The 15,720-nt window shown below is 62.7% G+C and carries 16 protein-coding genes; 10 read left to right on the top strand and 6 right to left on the bottom strand.

Annotation, left to right across the window (positions count from 1 at the left end; translation table 11 throughout):
• Positions 1-4: 4 nt before the first annotated feature.
• The 3 genes from V8P86_RS14065 to icd all read right to left on the bottom strand — a co-directional run bounded on the left by V8P86_RS14065 (position 5) and on the right by icd (position 3,033).
• Positions 5-1,084, bottom strand: coding sequence for a lysylphosphatidylglycerol synthase transmembrane domain-containing protein (locus V8P86_RS14065; RefSeq protein ID WP_336327916.1), 1,080 nt, complete (start codon positions 1,082-1,084; stop codon positions 5-7).
• A 193-nt stretch (positions 1,085-1,277) separates the two neighbouring features.
• On the bottom strand, positions 1,278-1,409 hold the full coding sequence (locus V8P86_RS14070; RefSeq protein WP_336327917.1) for a hypothetical protein: 132 nt from the start codon (positions 1,407-1,409) through the stop codon (positions 1,278-1,280).
• A 361-nt stretch (positions 1,410-1,770) separates the two neighbouring features.
• Positions 1,771-3,033 carry an isocitrate dehydrogenase (NADP(+)) gene (gene icd, locus V8P86_RS14075; RefSeq protein WP_336327918.1) on the bottom strand — a complete coding sequence of 421 codons (1,263 nt, stop codon included), beginning with the start codon at positions 3,031-3,033 and terminating at the stop codon, positions 1,771-1,773.
• Positions 3,034-3,183: 150 nt separating this feature from the next.
• On the opposite strand from icd, the gene V8P86_RS14080 reads away from it, so the two are divergent.
• Positions 3,184-4,044 (top strand): isoaspartyl peptidase/L-asparaginase, encoded by an 861-nt coding sequence (locus tag V8P86_RS14080; RefSeq protein ID WP_336327919.1) that lies wholly within the window; start codon positions 3,184-3,186, stop codon positions 4,042-4,044.
• A gap of 31 nt (positions 4,045-4,075) precedes the next feature.
• Positions 4,076-4,966: a type II methionyl aminopeptidase gene (map, locus tag V8P86_RS14085; RefSeq protein WP_336327920.1), complete on the top strand. Its 891-nt coding sequence runs from the start codon at positions 4,076-4,078 to the stop codon at positions 4,964-4,966.
• An 18-nt stretch (positions 4,967-4,984) separates the two neighbouring features.
• On the opposite strand, the gene V8P86_RS14090 is transcribed toward map, so the two are convergent.
• Positions 4,985-5,185 carry a DUF7835 family putative zinc beta-ribbon protein gene (locus tag V8P86_RS14090; protein ID WP_336327921.1) on the bottom strand — a complete coding sequence of 67 codons (201 nt, stop codon included), beginning with the start codon at positions 5,183-5,185 and terminating at the stop codon, positions 4,985-4,987.
• A gap of 328 nt (positions 5,186-5,513) precedes the next feature.
• Here V8P86_RS14090 and V8P86_RS14095 point away from each other — a divergent pair, with 328 nt between their 5' ends.
• From V8P86_RS14095 to V8P86_RS14130, 8 genes are all read left to right on the top strand, one after another.
• On the top strand, positions 5,514-8,840 hold the full coding sequence (locus tag V8P86_RS14095; RefSeq protein ID WP_336327922.1) for an outer membrane protein assembly factor BamB family protein: 3,327 nt from the start codon (positions 5,514-5,516) through the stop codon (positions 8,838-8,840).
• Entirely contained in the window at positions 8,837-9,751 is a 915-nt protein-coding gene (locus V8P86_RS14100; protein ID WP_336327923.1) for an ABC transporter ATP-binding protein, read from the top strand. The genes V8P86_RS14095 and V8P86_RS14100 overlap by 4 nt, the downstream gene beginning before the upstream one ends.
• Positions 9,748-10,683, top strand: coding sequence for an ABC transporter permease (locus tag V8P86_RS14105; protein WP_336327924.1), 936 nt, complete (start codon positions 9,748-9,750; stop codon positions 10,681-10,683). The genes V8P86_RS14100 and V8P86_RS14105 overlap by 4 nt, the downstream gene beginning before the upstream one ends.
• 38 nt (positions 10,684-10,721) lie before the next feature.
• Positions 10,722-11,267 (top strand): HIT family protein, encoded by a 546-nt coding sequence (locus V8P86_RS14110; protein WP_336327925.1) that lies wholly within the window; start codon positions 10,722-10,724, stop codon positions 11,265-11,267.
• A gap of 95 nt (positions 11,268-11,362) precedes the next feature.
• A complete protein-coding gene (twy1, locus tag V8P86_RS14115; protein WP_336327926.1) occupies positions 11,363-12,337 on the top strand; it encodes a 4-demethylwyosine synthase TYW1 in 975 nt (324 codons plus the stop codon).
• A gap of 89 nt (positions 12,338-12,426) precedes the next feature.
• Entirely contained in the window at positions 12,427-13,707 is a 1,281-nt protein-coding gene (locus V8P86_RS14120) for a PH domain-containing protein (RefSeq protein ID WP_336327927.1), read from the top strand.
• Between the two features lie 45 nt (positions 13,708-13,752).
• Entirely contained in the window at positions 13,753-14,301 is a 549-nt protein-coding gene (locus V8P86_RS14125) for a peptidylprolyl isomerase (RefSeq protein ID WP_336327928.1), read from the top strand.
• Between the two features lies 1 nt (position 14,302).
• Positions 14,303-14,638 (top strand): ferredoxin, encoded by a 336-nt coding sequence (locus V8P86_RS14130; RefSeq protein ID WP_336327929.1) that lies wholly within the window; start codon positions 14,303-14,305, stop codon positions 14,636-14,638.
• A gap of 1 nt (position 14,639) precedes the next feature.
• Here the strand turns inward: V8P86_RS14130 and V8P86_RS14135 are convergent, their stop codons facing one another.
• Together V8P86_RS14135 and V8P86_RS14140 are read right to left on the bottom strand one after the other, a co-directional pair.
• Positions 14,640-15,167, bottom strand: a complete 528-nt coding sequence (locus V8P86_RS14135; protein ID WP_336327930.1) for a GNAT family N-acetyltransferase — start codon at positions 15,165-15,167, stop codon at positions 14,640-14,642.
• On the bottom strand, positions 15,167-15,694 hold the full coding sequence (locus tag V8P86_RS14140) for a GNAT family N-acetyltransferase (protein ID WP_336327931.1): 528 nt from the start codon (positions 15,692-15,694) through the stop codon (positions 15,167-15,169). Before V8P86_RS14140 ends, V8P86_RS14135 begins: the two co-directional genes overlap by 1 nt.
• Positions 15,695-15,720: the final 26 nt, after the last annotated feature.

The raw sequence follows: 15,720 nt of genomic DNA on the forward strand, positions 1-15,720 counted from the left end.
TAGCCTAAAACTTTGACGATTCGGGGTCTGGCTGTGCTGGCTCTTTATCGACCGCTTCGACGGAGAGATTCAGTCCCAGCGCGCTCACTGCACCGCCGGCGACGGTGACACCGTTTTTCAGCGCGTGGTCGACGATTGCGGCAGCCAGTGCAGTCGCCGCGCTGATCGGTGAGACGGCGACGACCAGTGCCGTGAAGGCGGCCTCGTACAGTCCAATTCCGCCCTGTGAGAGCGGGAGGACCTTCGCCAGATTGCCGACCGTCACGGCGAGCGTTCCGACGGCAACTATCATCGATGGCGAGAGCGCAGCGGCCACGGCCCGAAGCACCAGTACCGCCGTCAGCACGTCCAGCGCCCAGACAGCGAGACTCCCCAGTCCGATCCGCCCGATTGCTCGGGGGTTGGCGGCGACGACGCGCACGTCGGCCCCGAACTCGACGGCGGCATCGACGACGGCCGAGAGCCGCGAACCACCGACTCGCTCGCGGAGCCATCCTCCGATCTTTCGGTCCTGTCGAGCGACGACGACGACGAGGCTACTACAACAGAGTGCGACTCCGGCGACGGCGGCCGCGCCGAGCACTGCGGAATCTGACTGTCCCGTCGCGAGCGCTCGGCCGTCGAGGACAAACCACATGGCTGCGACCGCTCCGAAACAGGCCAGTGCGAGCAGGTCGAACAGTCGCTCGACGGTCAGCGAGGCGGCTCCAGTCGTGTACGGAACGCTTCTCCGTTGCTTGAGTAGATAGGCCCGCACGCCGTCGCCCGCCCGCGCGGGCACGACGAGGTTCGCGAGTTGGCTCACGAACACTGCGGCCGTGAGAAAACTGCGTCCGCAGCGTCGGCCCATCACGTCGAGGATCTGGTCGTAGCGGTGCCCACGCAGCGGCCACGAGAGCGCGTACACTCCCACTGCCGCAGCGAGAAGTCGAAGATCAGCCATGCGGACCGCCTCGAACACTCGCTCGGTTTCGATGGTCCTGGCCGCAATAACTGCGCCGACGACCAGCACCAGCACCGTCCCCAGCAGACTCAGCCGACGCTGCGTAAGCCCACTGGTCCCTCCGCCGGCGGCATCGTCCATACTCTCCGCTGACTGCTCCAAATATTTAAGTCCACCTAAAACTGGATATCTCAGCACGTATCATGGGGTGTATCCCGAGAAACGACCGAACGGAATCGGCTCGCTGTTGCGCTCGGCGGGGTCAGCATCCTGTTCGCTTGGCTGTCGCTCGCGGAACTGTCGATAGCAAAAAGCGGCTTCGATTCCCCCCCCCTCAGGCGGTTACGCGGTAGGACTGCTTGTACGTGATTTCGGTCTGGTGGCAACTTGGACAGACGTACTCGGTGAGTTTCGTTGTCTCATCGTTGTGGCTCATCCGCGTCCCACACGTTGTGCACTCAGGCATTACGAGTGGACGTTAACAACCATTACATTAAAGCCTTATGTTCCTAATACAGATTATATCATCAAAGGTGTGGGTCGTGATCGCCCGAATGCGGTCGGGCTGTGGTTGTTATTGACTATCACAATATTCTGACAGAGGCCACGAGTACAGTTCTCTCGTAGGTCCTGTGTTCGCTACGAAGTCAGTAATTCACGTCTCAGACGGCCTGTTGTGACAAAAACGGCTTCCCGGTTCTGTGTCGGGAAACTATCTTCGGAGCGTTTCTCGATGTTCTGACGGCGCAGCCGTCAGGGCCCGAAAAGCTGGCTATGCCAGCTTTTCGATGTTCTCGCGGCTTCGCCGCGAGAGAACGAGAAACTTGTTACGCAAGTTTCTCGATATTGTTCACGATTTCGTCTGCGTACTCGCTGGTCGCGAGTTTCTCGCCACCCTCGATCTGCCGGTGCAGGTCGTAGGTAACTTTCTTCGAGGAGATGGTCTCCTCGACGGCGTCTTTGATGAGCTGTGCGGCGTCGTTCCAGCCCATGTAATCGTACAGGAGCACACCGGAGAGGATGATCGCCGAGGGGTTGACCTTGTCCTGGCCGGCGTATTTTGGTGCGGAGCCGTGAACCGGCTCTGCGAGACAGAGGGCGTCGCCGAAGTTTGCACCCGGCGCGATGCCGAGGCCACCGATCTGTGCGCCACAGGCGTCGGAGAGGTAGTCACCGTTGAGGTTCGGCATCGCCAGCACGTCGTAGTTCTCGGTCCGGGTGAGGACCTGCTGGAGCATGTTGTCGGCGATGCGGTCGTTGACGACGACGGCGTTGTCTGGCTGTTCGCCGTCTCGCTCCTCCCAGAGCGTGTCCTCGGTAATGACCTCGTCGCCGTACTCCTCTTCGGCGACCTCGTAGCCCCAGTCGCGGAACTGGCCTTCGGTGAACTTCATGATGTTGCCCTTGTGGACCAGCGTGACGGTGTCCCGGTCGTGTTCGATGGCGTAGTCGATGGCTCGGCGGACGAGTCGTTTCGTCCCGAACTCGGTGATCGGCTTAATTCCGATCCCGACTGCGCCGTCGTGGATCGTCTCGTCGAAGCCCATCTCCTCCTCGACGAACTCTCGCACCTTCTCGACCTCGTCGGTCCCCTCTTCCCACTCGATGCCGGCGTAGACGTCCTCGGTGTTCTCACGGAAGTTCACCATGTCCATCTGCTCCGGGTGCGTGACCGGTGACGGGACGCCATCGAGGTGGTAGGTCGGTCGAACGTTCGCGTACGTGTCCAGTTCCTTCCGCAGGGCGACGTTCAGCGAGCGGAAGCCGGCCCCCACCGGCGTCGTCAGCGGCCCCTTGATCGCGATTCGGAACTCCTTGATCGCCTTGACCGTGTCCTCGGGCAAGTTCTCCCCGTATTTGTCCCGGGCGCTTTCCCCCGCGTAGATTCGCATCCAACTCACGTCACGACCTGTGGCCTCCGCGGCAGCGGTCAGCACCTTCTGTGCGGCCGGTCCAACGTCTGTCCCGATCCCGTCCCCGTACAGGATCGGAATGATCGGATGGTCCGGTACCTCGAACTCGTCTGCTTCCTCGTCGAGTACCTCTACCCGTTCGCCGTCTTCGGGTACCTCGATTTTCTCGAATTCCATATTCGGACGTTTCTCCTTGCGGGGGTAAAGTAATGCCGCTTTCTTCGCCAGGGTCTGTCATGGTTTTTTTGCGGAGTTCCCGCGTTTGTCGATCTCCGGTGGAATATGTTCGGTCGTGGGAATTATTAGCAGGTCGGCCAACCACCAGATATGCAGTTGCTCGTCCACGGCGGCGCGGGGAGTCGACCCGACGATCCCGAGCGGAGACAGAGCGTACTCGACCGCGCCGCGGCGGCCGGCGGTGACACGAACAGCCCTGTAGATGCGGTCGTCGAAGCGGTCCGCACCCTGGAGTCGGACCCACAGTTCAACGCCGGCGTCGGCAGCGCTGTCCAGAGCGACGGCGAGATCCGAACTGACGCCGGGTTGATGTTCGGCGACGGAACGACCGGCGCGGCCTGTTCGATGGTCGGTGTCGAACACGCAGTCGAGGTGGCCCGAGTCGTCGCCGAGGAGACGCCACACATCCTCATCTCGGGCGAGCACGCGCTGGACCTCGCGCGTGCGAAAGATATTGAAACCGACAGTGATCTCTGGAGCGAGGGGACCCGCGAGCGGTGGGACGGGGTCGACAACCGGAGCGACGACGGAGTACGCGAGCAACTCGACTGGGTCCACGAGCAGTTCGGTGGCATCGACACCGTCGGTGCGGTCGCAACTGACGGGCAGCGGCTGGCGGCGGCAACCTCCACCGGCGGACGGTGGGCCGCGCTGGCGGGACGGGTCGGTGACGTTCCGCAGGTCGGCAGCGGCTTCTACGCAACCGAGCGGGCGGCCGCCAGCGCGACGGGTGCAGGCGAAGCCATCGCCCGGTTCGGACTCGCCCGCCGGGTCGTCGATGCGGTCGAAGACGGCGACGATCCACAGACGGCCGCCGAGCGGACGATCCGCGGATTCGGAACCGAGACCGGCGAGGAGGCAGGAGTGATCGTCTTGGACAGCGACGGACGCGTGGGGAGTTCGTTCAACTCCGACGGGATGCAGACCGCGCACACGAGTGGAGAGCGGTAACACTTTGACCGTCTGCCCCGAACCCGCGTCCATGACCGACGTGGACCTCGACGCCGAGCAGTATCAGAAACACCGGGAGGCCGGAGAGATTCTCGCGACCGTCCGCGAGGAGACCGTCGACCGCATCGAGGTCGGCGCGAGCCACCTCGAAATCGCCGAGTTCGCCGAGAATCGCATCCGCGAACTCGGCGGCGAACCCGCCTTTCCGCTGAACATCTCCGTCGACGAGGAGGCCGCCCACGCAACCCCTGGGATCGACGACGACTCGACCTTTGGTGAGGAGATGATCAACTTCGACATCGGCGTCCACGTCGACGGCTGGATCGCCGACTCCGCGATCACTGTCGACCTCTCGGGTAACGACGAACTCGTCGAGGCCTCCGCCGAGGCCCTGAACGCGGCCATCGAGATGGTCGAACCCGGCATCGATACCGCGACGCTGGGGGACGTGATCGGCCGAACTATCGACGGCTACGGGTACAACCCCGTCGTCAATCTGACCGGCCACGGCCTCGGCCACTACGAACAGCACACGAAACCGAACATCCCCAACCGCAAAGTCCCGCAGGGCACGACGCTGGAAGTGGGCGACGTGGTCGCAATCGAACCCTTCGCCACCGACGGCGGCGGCAAGGTGCAAGAGGGCAGCGACGAGGAGATTTTCGCCCTGGAGACGGACAAGTCGATCCGGGACCGACAGGCCCGGGAGGCACTCGACCAGATTACCGAACGGTTCCGGACGCTGCCCTTCGCTACCCGGTGGCTGGATGTCGACCGGCCAGAGATGGCACTACGCCGACTCAAACAGGAAGATGTCGTCCACGGCTATCCGGTACTCAAAGAGCAGGCCGGCTACTACGTCAGTCAGAAAGAACACACAGTCATCGTGACCGAAGACGGCTGTGAAGTCACGACTCGGTAGATTGCTGGCGTGACAGGCTCAAGCGTTGTTCATCCGACGCTTCGTGGTCGATCCGCACTCGTTGCACTGGCTGACGCGGTACGGTTCGCGGGAGTACTCCGCGTTCTCTGTCTTCCCGCTCTCGGTGAGAATCTCCACTGATACCTCGTGTGGGGTCTGGTGATCACAACTGGGACACTCCTCGGTGATGTCTGCGACCGATTCGTCTGTCGTTGCCATTGTATCTCTTTCTCGGTCACGTACGGATATAAAAAAGGAAGATTGTTGAGTCTGTTCAGAACAGAACTCATCCCTATCAGTATCTCCGCCCGATTTCTCCACCGATGAGGGCCCTTTTCGCCATCTGAATCTGCTCGTCCGACTGTTCTAGCCCTGAACGGCCGAAAGGATTTTATATCCTTTTATAAGTGCGGCGCTTCGCACGGAGATCGTCCAGTGCGCTTCTCAACAATGAGAATTGTTGTCAAGAGTTTATATGGGGTGATATCGATACACCGGACACAGAAACACTGCCGACGCGCACCCGTCGATCAATCGCACCCGAACCATGGACAGAGAAGACCCATTCCATCGACCGGAAGATGCTCACAACCCGGCCTGCGGCCGCCGAGAACTACTCGGTGCAACTGTCGGAACCGCCGCTGTTGCGGCGCTTCCCTCGGCCGTCGCCTCGCCGACAGCCAGGGCAAATACCTCGGAGACGGCCGCAACCGCGGCGTTGCAGTCGGCCGACACCCAACCCGTAACCCTCGAAGGGACCGTTCAGACGCCGCCGGTCTCGGCTGGCGGCCGCCTTCTCGTCGGGACGACACGGGGCGTCTATCTCTTCGCCGAGGAGTCGCTGTCTGGATTCGTGCCGACCCAGCCCGTCCGGTCGATTCACGCGATCAGCGACAACCTCGCCGTTGCGCTCCTCCGAGACCGCTTCTTCCCGAACGTCGTGGCTATCAATCCAACGACGGGGGAGGTCCGCTGGTCGACCGGGCAATCTGTCTCCGTCTACAGCCAAGAGTTCGGAGATGTCGATAGACAGACGCAGGCGTACGACGCCGTCGGTGTCGGCGATGTGACGGGCAACGGAACGAGCGATGTTGCCGTCGCGGCCGGATACGGCGTCTTCGTTCTAGACGGCGAGACCGGCGAACTCGTCTGGGATGTCGAATCGGACCGATACGTCTGGCGCGTCGCGTTCTCCAACGACTCCGTGTACGCGGGCACACAGCGCGGTGAACTGCTCGCGCTCCGGGCCAGCGACGGCACCGAACAGTTCCGGACTCGCCTCGCCGACCCCTATCAGACCGAAGACGGACTGATCTCGCGGTCGGTCTGGGATATCGCCGTTGCCGACGGCATCGTCGTGACGACCGAAGACGGCTACGTGAAACAGGTCGATCCGTCCGACGGTTCCGTCGACTGGGAGAGGGAACTCCTCGACCTCGGCGACGACCGTCTCTCTGAGTACTACAACCGAATCGACCGCCGCCCGTCGATGCCCACCAGCGACGGAGACGAGGCTGACCCGAATTTCTTCAACCTCACCCTGACGCCGGTCGAGGGCGGCGACCGCGGATTCGCCGTCGAAGTGTTCGAGTGGGTCCCCGGCGGAGAGGATCAGAGCCGGGTGACATTCCTCGATGCCAACGGCCAACAGCAGTGGACCAACGAGTCACTCCGTCCGCAGGATCGAAACCTGATCTTCGACGCTGATTTCGACGCTGAACACGTTCTGATGCTGTCGCGTGCCGATGGCGGCGGCCATGCGCTTTTCCGGCTTGCCGTCGCCGACGGGACCGACAGTTCCACGCCGATCCCGACAGTACAGTCCCCATCGCGGCGCGGCGGGCCACGCAGTGAGGGCTTTCTCACGGGCTTGGACGGCGAGTTGGTTGTCGCCGCTCCCGGGAGTGACCTCCGCATCGTCGACAGTGAGGGCCAGATCCAGTGGGGGTTCCCGACGATCCAGGAGCGGACCGTTCTGCGAGGTGACTTCCTCGATACCGAGGGCGAGGACTACCTGATCGCCTCGCGCGAACAGCTGACATTTCGCCGTGGCGTCGAGTCTCGAACTCTGTTGGTACGCTCGGGCGAAGATGGAACTGCTGCGTGGTCGCAGACCCAATCCCCCGACGAGTTCAGTTCCGACGGCGGGCTCCAGCACCTCCGCGTGTTCGAGGGCGCAGACGGGGCCAACATCGTCGGAATCGAACAACCGGTCGTCGAGGACCGTGACGAGGTCCAGAGACTCGAAAGGCAGATCAGGAGACTCGACAGAAAGATCCGTCAAACTGAATCCGAACTGGAACGCCTACGCGACGAGGATGCCTCCGAAAGACAGATCGACAGAGCAGAAGGCGAACTCGACTCGCTGCGCTCTGAACGCGAGAGACAACTCGCTGACCTCGAAGCCCTCGGCGGTCGCCCGACCGCTGCGGTGGTCGTCCGCTCCGGGCGGGACGGAAGCGAACAACACCGAATTCCACTTCGGCGCGAACAGGATGGTCTCGATCAACTGTTTCAGCCGACATCGCTCGATCTCGTCGAGATAGACGAGAGACACATTGCTGTCGTCGGAACCACTGCTCTACTTTTGTTCGTCGACGTCGAAACGGGCGAACTGTTGGACGGGATCCCGTTCGGCCAGTTCGAGGGGCTCCCGCCGTTCGACTCGACCCGCCTCGACTATCGGGTTCTTGGCATCGAGTCAAACACGCTGGAGTTGCTCGCTATCGATGGTCCTCAGTCCAGTGCTGCGGTTGTCGACGTGACGCTCGCCGAACAGCCAGACGTGACCCAGCACCGGGTCATCGATCTCTCGGGCGACGACCTCGTTGGCCCGGCCACAGAAACCGAGGATATCACCGACGATGGCTACGACGAATACCAGTTTCTCAGCCGTGGCGACGGCGGACTGATCCTCAGTGTCGTCGATCCTGCCACGGGAACGATTCTCCAGGAGTTGACCGAAGAGCGCGGCGTTCTCCCGACCGCCACAGCCGTCGATGGATCCGACGGCGAACGAACCGGTCTCGTCTCGTTTTCACTCTCGGGCGAGCAGTTCTCCGTCGAGCTATCCGACGGTAGCGGCACCGTCTGGCGACACGACCGCGACTTCTCACCCTTCGGGTTCGGCGGCTCCGAAACCGGTTATCGCCCGGCGACGCCCGTCGGCGGCGAACGGGATCTGATCGCCCTCGGCGTCACCGGACCGGAGGGCGGCGCGCGAGTCGAGTTGTACACGACGCAGGACGAACGAGTTGGGACGATTCCGCTCGAATCATTCCGGTCGGAGTTCGACCCCGAGGAAGACGGCGTCATTCCGGCGACACGGGTCGAGCGGATTCCCACGGACGAGGGCTCCCCGCGACTCGGCGTGGCTGTCGGCTCGCCGCGGGTCCAGCGCTCTCGGTACTACGTGGTCGACCCCGTTGCGGAGGAGAAACTGGCTCGCACGACCAGTGTCGATCCGACCGGACTCGAACTCACCTCCGGGGTGGGGGTGCTCGGCCGCGACGGTGGACTCACGAGCATCGTCGCGGGGGGTGTCAACCTCGCCGATCCTTCCGCACAGAGCACCCAGCAACTCGAATGGACGTTCGAAACCGACGCGGAGTACGTCACGACTGTCCGGGTCAACCAGCAACCCGTGGCGATCACAACCGAGCAATCGACCGAACTTCGACTTCCCGACGGTGAGCACCACATCGAGGTCGGGGCCAGAAACCGGGCGGGAGTGACTGTCTACGACAGCGCGACTGCCTCGGTGTCGGAGGGGTCGCTCGCGGATCTGCTGCTGTACGCTGGCTCGGCCATCTCGGTGTTACTGCTGTTTGCGTTCAGCGGAGTCGAAGCGATCCGACGGAGGGTTCAAAGATGATCGATACCACAAATCTGACCAAACGATTCGACGAGGAGACGGCCGTCGAGGGACTCGATCTGTCCGTCGAGGAGGGCAGCGTCCACGGCTTTGTCGGGCCCAACGGCGCGGGCAAGACGACGACGATGAAGATGCTCGTCGGCCTGCTCGAACCGACCGAGGGCGAGGCCCTGATCGACGACGAACCCGCCGGCTCGGTCGCGGCCAAGCGGCGGATCGGCTACTCACCACAGGAACTGTCGCTGTACGATTCGATGACTGCCCGCCGCTATCTCCGGTTCATGGGCCGAACGGCGGGGATGAGCAAAGCCGACGCGCGCGAGCGGAGCGACGAACTGCTGGAGTGGATCGATCTCGAAGACGCCGCCGACCGTGCGGTCGGCGGCTACAGCGGCGGGATGAAACGCCGCGTCAGCCTCGCACAGGCGATGATTCACGACCCCGATCTGCTGATCCTCGACGAACCGACGACCGGACTCGACCCCGCGGGCCGACAGACGATCATGGACGCGCTCGAATCCCTCCCTGAGGAGGGAATGACGGTGTTCGTCAGCAGCCACGTGCTGGCCGAACTCGAACAGTACATCGACAGCGTCACCATCGTTAGAGACGGAACGCACGTGGTCACTGATTCGATCGATGCGGTGCAAGACGAACACGGCGGCGAAGCCTTCGCCATCGAGACCGACGACAACGAGCGCGTCAGAGCGATTCTGGCCGACCACGCGCTCGTCAACAGTGTCGAAGTCGACGACGAAGAACTGCTCGTGATGACCGAGCAACCGGACGAGTTCAGACAGCAGTTCCAGCAGTTACTCGTCGACGAAGGAATCTCGCTGCGCTCGCTGACCGAGGAGGGAACGCTGCAGGAGGCCTTTACCGACATCATCGAAGCAGGTGATGCAGAATGAGCCGCCGAATGCTGTTGTTTACCCGGAAGACGCTCCGGGACTGCTCCTCGCCGAAACTGCTGGTGGCCTTTCTGCTCCCATATCTCGGGCTAATCGTGCTGTTCGCTTCGGGCATCACGAATCTGGCCCCGGACAACCTCGGTTCGCTGGCGCTGTTCACTCAGGAACAGGTGTTGATCGAACTGTACAGTCAGATCGCTTTCGTCTTGCTCACCGGCTTCCCGATGATCTTCATCGGCGTTCTCGCGGCAATCGTCATCGCCGGCGAGTCTGAAAGCGGCACGTTCGAGCTCCTGCTCAGCAAACCCGTCAGTCGGTGGGAACCGCTCGTCGGCAAGTACCTGGGCATCGTGATCTTTGGCTTCCTGACGATGGTCGCCGGCCTGCTGGTCGGTGCTACGGCCATCTACAGCTTCTCTGGCGCGAGCGCGCAGGCGATCAGCGGCGGCATCGGCGTGCTGTTGCCCGGCGCCCTCGTCTACGCGCTCGTCCTCTCGGCGTTTCTGACCGCCGTCGGCACGCTGTTTGCCGTCCTCACCGGAAGCCGGCTGAAGACGGCACTCGTCACCGCCGTCATTCCGGTTCTCTTTTTCGCCTTTATTTTCGTTCGGCTGCTCCCGGTCGGCGACACCTACGAGCAGTTTTTCCTCTACGTTATCGACGTGAACTACCACCTCGGGAACCTCTTCATGATGATTCAGGAGACGATCGGACCGGGATTCAACTCCGAAACCGCAGGCTCGTTTTCGACTATCTCGGGGGTCTACGACATCACGGAGACGTGGACTGATCCGATTCTCGGCGGCATCGTCGGCACCGTCCCGCTGGCCGGCTACGTCCCGCCGGTCGTCTCGAGCGTGCTCGTGCTCGTCCTCGTGGTGGCAGTCCTCGCGGTGGCGGTCTATCGGTTCGAGCGGATGGATATCAGCTAACCGAGTGCGTTGAAGTGACTGGGGCCACCAGCACGGATATGGATCAGATTTTCGCCCCGTGGCGCATCGACTGGGTCGAACAGGGCGGCAACGACGAGTTCGAGGAGTGTGTCTTCTGCGAACTGCCCGACGTGGCTGACCCCGACCGGGAGTACAACCTGCTGGCCCGGAGTGACCAGGCCTTCGTCCTGCTGAACAACTACCCCTACAACCCCGGCCACGCGATGGTTATCCCCCACGAACACACCGGCGAGTACCGCAATCTCGACGACGAGGCTCTCCTCGCGAAGGAACGACTCGTCCAGCGAACCATCGACGCGATGGACGAAGCCCTCCAACCGGACGGCTACAACGTCGGCTACAACCTCGGCCACGCCGCCGCTGGCGGCTCTATCGGCGACCACCTGCACGCGCACATCGTCCCCCGCTGGCAGGGCGATACGAACTTCATGCCGGTCATCGGCGAGACCAACGTCATCGTCGAAGCCGTGAACGACACCTACGACCGGCTTCACGAGGCCTTCGAGGCCCAGGAGGACGTGGACAGCAGCGGCCCAGAGAACGCCGTTACTATCGATCTATAGTGAGCAAGCGGTGCAATCGCAACCCGCCGTGATCGGCCGAACCAGTTCGGATATCGGTCCCGAACGCATTTGAACATCGAGCAGCCAGTACCCGTATGAGCGATTCGGAAGGTGGCCCCAAACAGGTAGACGACCCCAGCTACCACAGCGACAATCACACCGCCGTCCAGACCTGCGGCTGGACGAAAAATGCGCTCCGCGGCGAGGGCAAGTGTTACAAGAATATCTTCTACGGCATCGAGTCCCACCGCTGTGTCCAGATGACGCCCGTCGTCAAGTGCAACGAACGCTGTGTTTTCTGCTGGCGGGACCACGCTGGCCACGCCTACGAACTCGGTGATGTGGAGTGGGACGACCCCGCTGCCGTCGCCGACGCCTCGGTCGAACTCCAGACCAAACTCCTCTCCGGATTTGGCGGCAACGAGGACGTCCCCCGCGAACGGTTCGACGAGGCGATGGAACCGCGCCACGTCGCCATCTCGCTGGATGGCGAACCGTCGCTGTACCCCTATCTCGACGAACTGATCGAAGAGTTTCACGACCGCGATATCACGACCTTCCTCGTTTCGAACGGCACCAAACCGGAGGTACTGGCCGACTGCGACCCCACCCAACTGTACGTCTCCGTCGACGCACCTGATCGGCAGACCTTCGATTCGACGGTCAAGGCTGTCGACGACGACGCGTGGGAGAACCTGATCGAGACGCTGGATGTCCTCGCCGAGAAAGAGGACACCCGGACTGTGATCCGGACGACGCTGGTCGACGGCCACAACATGCACCATCCGGAGTGGTACGCGACGATGTGCGAGCGCGCACGGGCGGATTTCGTCGAACTGAAAGCGTACATGCACGTCGGCCACTCCCGGGGCCGACTCGACCGCGATTCGATGCCCGACCACGAGGATGTCGTCGCCTTCGCTGAGGAGATGCAGCAGTATCTCCCGCACGACGAACTCAAACAGGTGCCCGCCTCACGAGTCGCGATGCTCGCACTCGACGACGACACGTGGGTGCCGAAACTGAAGAAGTCATCTGACTTCTGGGCCCGAGACCCACTCGCGGAGTGAACGGCTATCAGTATTGAGAATTGATTTTTCGAGAATCGTTATAGGCGTCTGTACCTAACACAGGGACGGGACCAGTCAGAGCGGCGATTATGTCACTTACACGGAATGCGTTACGGGAGAAACTCGCGCCCGGTGGGGCGGCGGGCGAACCCGACGAGGCGGTGGTCGGTGCGCTCGATGGGTACATCGACGCCGACGAACAGATCAACTACCGGCTTCCGGGCAAGGGAGCGGTCGTCCGCGAGGAGGCCGGCCAGACCCACGAGACGACCGTTCCGGGCAACGGCAGCGCTGCTGCGGTCGTCACGGACCGCAAACTCCTCTTCGTCGTCGCCACTGGCGAGCAGTCCTCGCGGATCGCGATTTCTTACACCGAGATCAAAGACGTCGACGCCAAGGACGGACTGCTGCGCTCGAAACTCACCGTCGAGGTCTGGGGGGCCGGCGAGTACCGGTTCAAGATCGCCGATTCGTCGGATCTCGGGGCTGCAGTCCAGTATCTCCAGGAGTCGAGCGAGTGCTGGGATCGCGTCATCGCCACGCTCGACGATGTTCGCGAGCGAACTGCGGAGATGGGCGAGCGGATCGAGGCCGGTGAACTGGAGGCCGCCCGGGAGCAACGCGAGGCCGCGACGGCGAAACTCGGGAAGGCCCGGGAGTATCTCACCCGATTCGAGATCGATCCGCCGACCGCGCTACAGACGAAAATCAGCGAGGCCGAACGCGAGCGCGACCGGACAGAGATCAGAACGCGGATCGCCCGAGCGGAGACGCTGATCACCGAGGCAACCCATCACACCGAGACTCGCGAGTACACACAGGCCTACCGGAAGTTCTGGTACGCTCGCGATCACCTCGAAACCGCACAATCGATTGCTCGCGAGAGTTCGGTTCCGGAGCCACCCGAGATCGACGCGAAACTCGACACCTTACAGACTCGCCTCTCCCATCTCGAAGTGAGACCTCGGGCACTCGCCCAGCAGGCCTGCGAACGCGCCGAAGGGACCGACAAACTCCCCGTCGAGGTCGAGGCCTGGCAGTCGGCCTTCGAGCATTACCGGGACGCCCTGACTGCTGGGTGGGGGACCGATATCGACTTCTCCGGCGATGTCGACCAACTCCGCTCGCAGACCGAGACGGTGGTCAAGACACTCATCGACCGGCGTCAGGATCTCGCCGAACAGCTCGAACTGGCGGGCGACAAACACCGCCGCGGTCATCCGGACACGGCCCGTGAACGCTACGACGAGGCCATCGACCAGCTAGAGGCCGCCCTCCAATTGGCTCGGGAGTTTCGCTCGGGTGATCCCGACGCCATCGAAACCGAGCGCGACCGACTCGGCAGCAAACGCTACAACGTCGGTAGCTAACCGACGACCGCCAGTCATTTACTCTCAGCCGCCGACCTGTTAGGTATGAGTGAGCTAACTGCGACACTTCACACGAGCGAAGGTGATATCGAGATCGAACTCTTCGACGATAAAGTCCCCAACACCGTCGAGAACTTCGTCGGTCTCGCCGAAGGCGCAGACGACTACGAGGGGACCGATGTCGGCCCCGGCACCGGCGCGTGGGAAGACCCCGAGAGCGGTGAGAAGCGAGTCGATCCGCTGTACGATGACATCCTCTTTCACCGCGTCATCGCCGACTTCATGATCCAGACTGGCGACCCGACCGGCACTGGCCGCGGCGGTCCCGGCTACACATTCGACGACGAGTTCCACGACGACCTGCGCCACGACGGCCCCGGCAAGCTTTCGATGGCCAACCGCGGTCCGAACACCAACGGCTCGCAGTTTTTCATCACGCTGGCCGCACAGCCACACCTCGACGACAAACACGCCGTCTTCGGCGAGGTGACCGACGGGATGGATGTCGTCGAAGCAATCGGCTCGGCCGATGTCGACGGCCAGGACAAGCCGACCGAGGACATCCTGCTCGAATCCGTCGAGATCCACGACTGAGATGCCCGAGGAGCCGATCGATCCCGCGGATATCGGCGGCGACGACGGGCCGCCGATCGAGGAGAAACCGTACAAGGTCATCTTCGAGGCCAACAAGTGCATCGGCGCCGGCAAGTGCGCAGAGGTCTCGGCGAACTGGGACCTCGATCTCTCGACGGGTCTCGCCAGCCCGAACGCCTACTACATCGACGAGTCCGAACTGGACGAGAACATCCGGGCCGCCGAGGTCTGTCCAGCGAAAAAGGACAGGGGCGTGATCCACGTCGTCGACCGCGCGAGCGGCGAAGAACTCGCCCCGGACCCCGAGGGGGACGGCTCGCTGTCGGTCGACTGGTGAGTCACTCCCACTCCGAGCGGAGCAGCCCGAACCACTCCACGTCTCGATATTCGCCGTCGATCCACTGTTTCTCGCGGATTGTCGCCTCGTGTGTGAACCCGAGGCGGTCGAGCACCGCGCGGGAGGCGTCGTTTCTCTCGAAGACCTCGGCCTCGATCCGGTGGAAGCCTCGTTGCTGAAAGCCGTACTCGACGAGTGTCCGAACCGCGTCAGTGGCGTAGCCGGTTCCCTGCTCCGTCGGGGCGATCCAGTAGCCGAGTTCCGCTCTGTCGTGATCGGTGGCTTCGCTGTTGAAACTCACCATCCCGACGGGCGAGTCATCCACAGTGACTAGGAGGTCCGTGCTCTGGTCGTCGCAGACGGTTTCCTCGAAAAACGTCTCCTCCTGGCTGTGGTTTTCCGGCTTTGGCCACCCGAGCGAGCGCCAGACACGCGGGTCGTTTCTGTGTTCGCTGAGAAAGGACAGATCGTCGCGTTCGATCGGCCGGAGTCGGACTTTCTCGCCGCGAACGAAGACCGGGCCTCCCATCAGCCCCACTCTTCGGCCAGCATCCCGTACCAGAACAGATCACGGTACTGGCCGTCGCTGAAGTGTGCCTCCCGCTGGCGACCCTCCTGCGTGAATCCAAGTCCTTCGAGCAGTGCCCGTGAGGCACCGTTGCCCTCGAAGACACGGGCAGTGATGCGGTGACAGCCCCGTTCGTTGAAGCCGTACTCGGTCAATAGCCTGGCGGCTTCGGAACCGTATCCCTCTCCGTGGTACTCGGGCGCGATCCAGTAGCCGAGTTCTGCCGACCGGACGGCTTCGTGGTCGAACTCCAGTCCCACCGTCCCGACTGGTTCGCTCTCGACGCAGACGAGCAACTGGACCGATCCCTCCTCGGAGACGACCTCCTCGAAAAACTCCCGCTCCTGTTCGGCATTGACCGGTCGATAGCGGCCGATCCACCGCCACACGCTCGGGTCGTTGATCTCCCGTTGCAGGAAGGGCAGATCCTCCTCTTCGATCGTCCGCAGCGAGACGGCCTCACCGCCGATGAACACTGGTCCGGGCATATTCTCTCACTCATCTGGCCATCATA

The organism is Halovenus anhuiensis, from assembly GCF_037080055.1.
Taxonomy (GTDB): domain Archaea; phylum Halobacteriota; class Halobacteria; order Halobacteriales; family Haloarculaceae; genus Halovenus.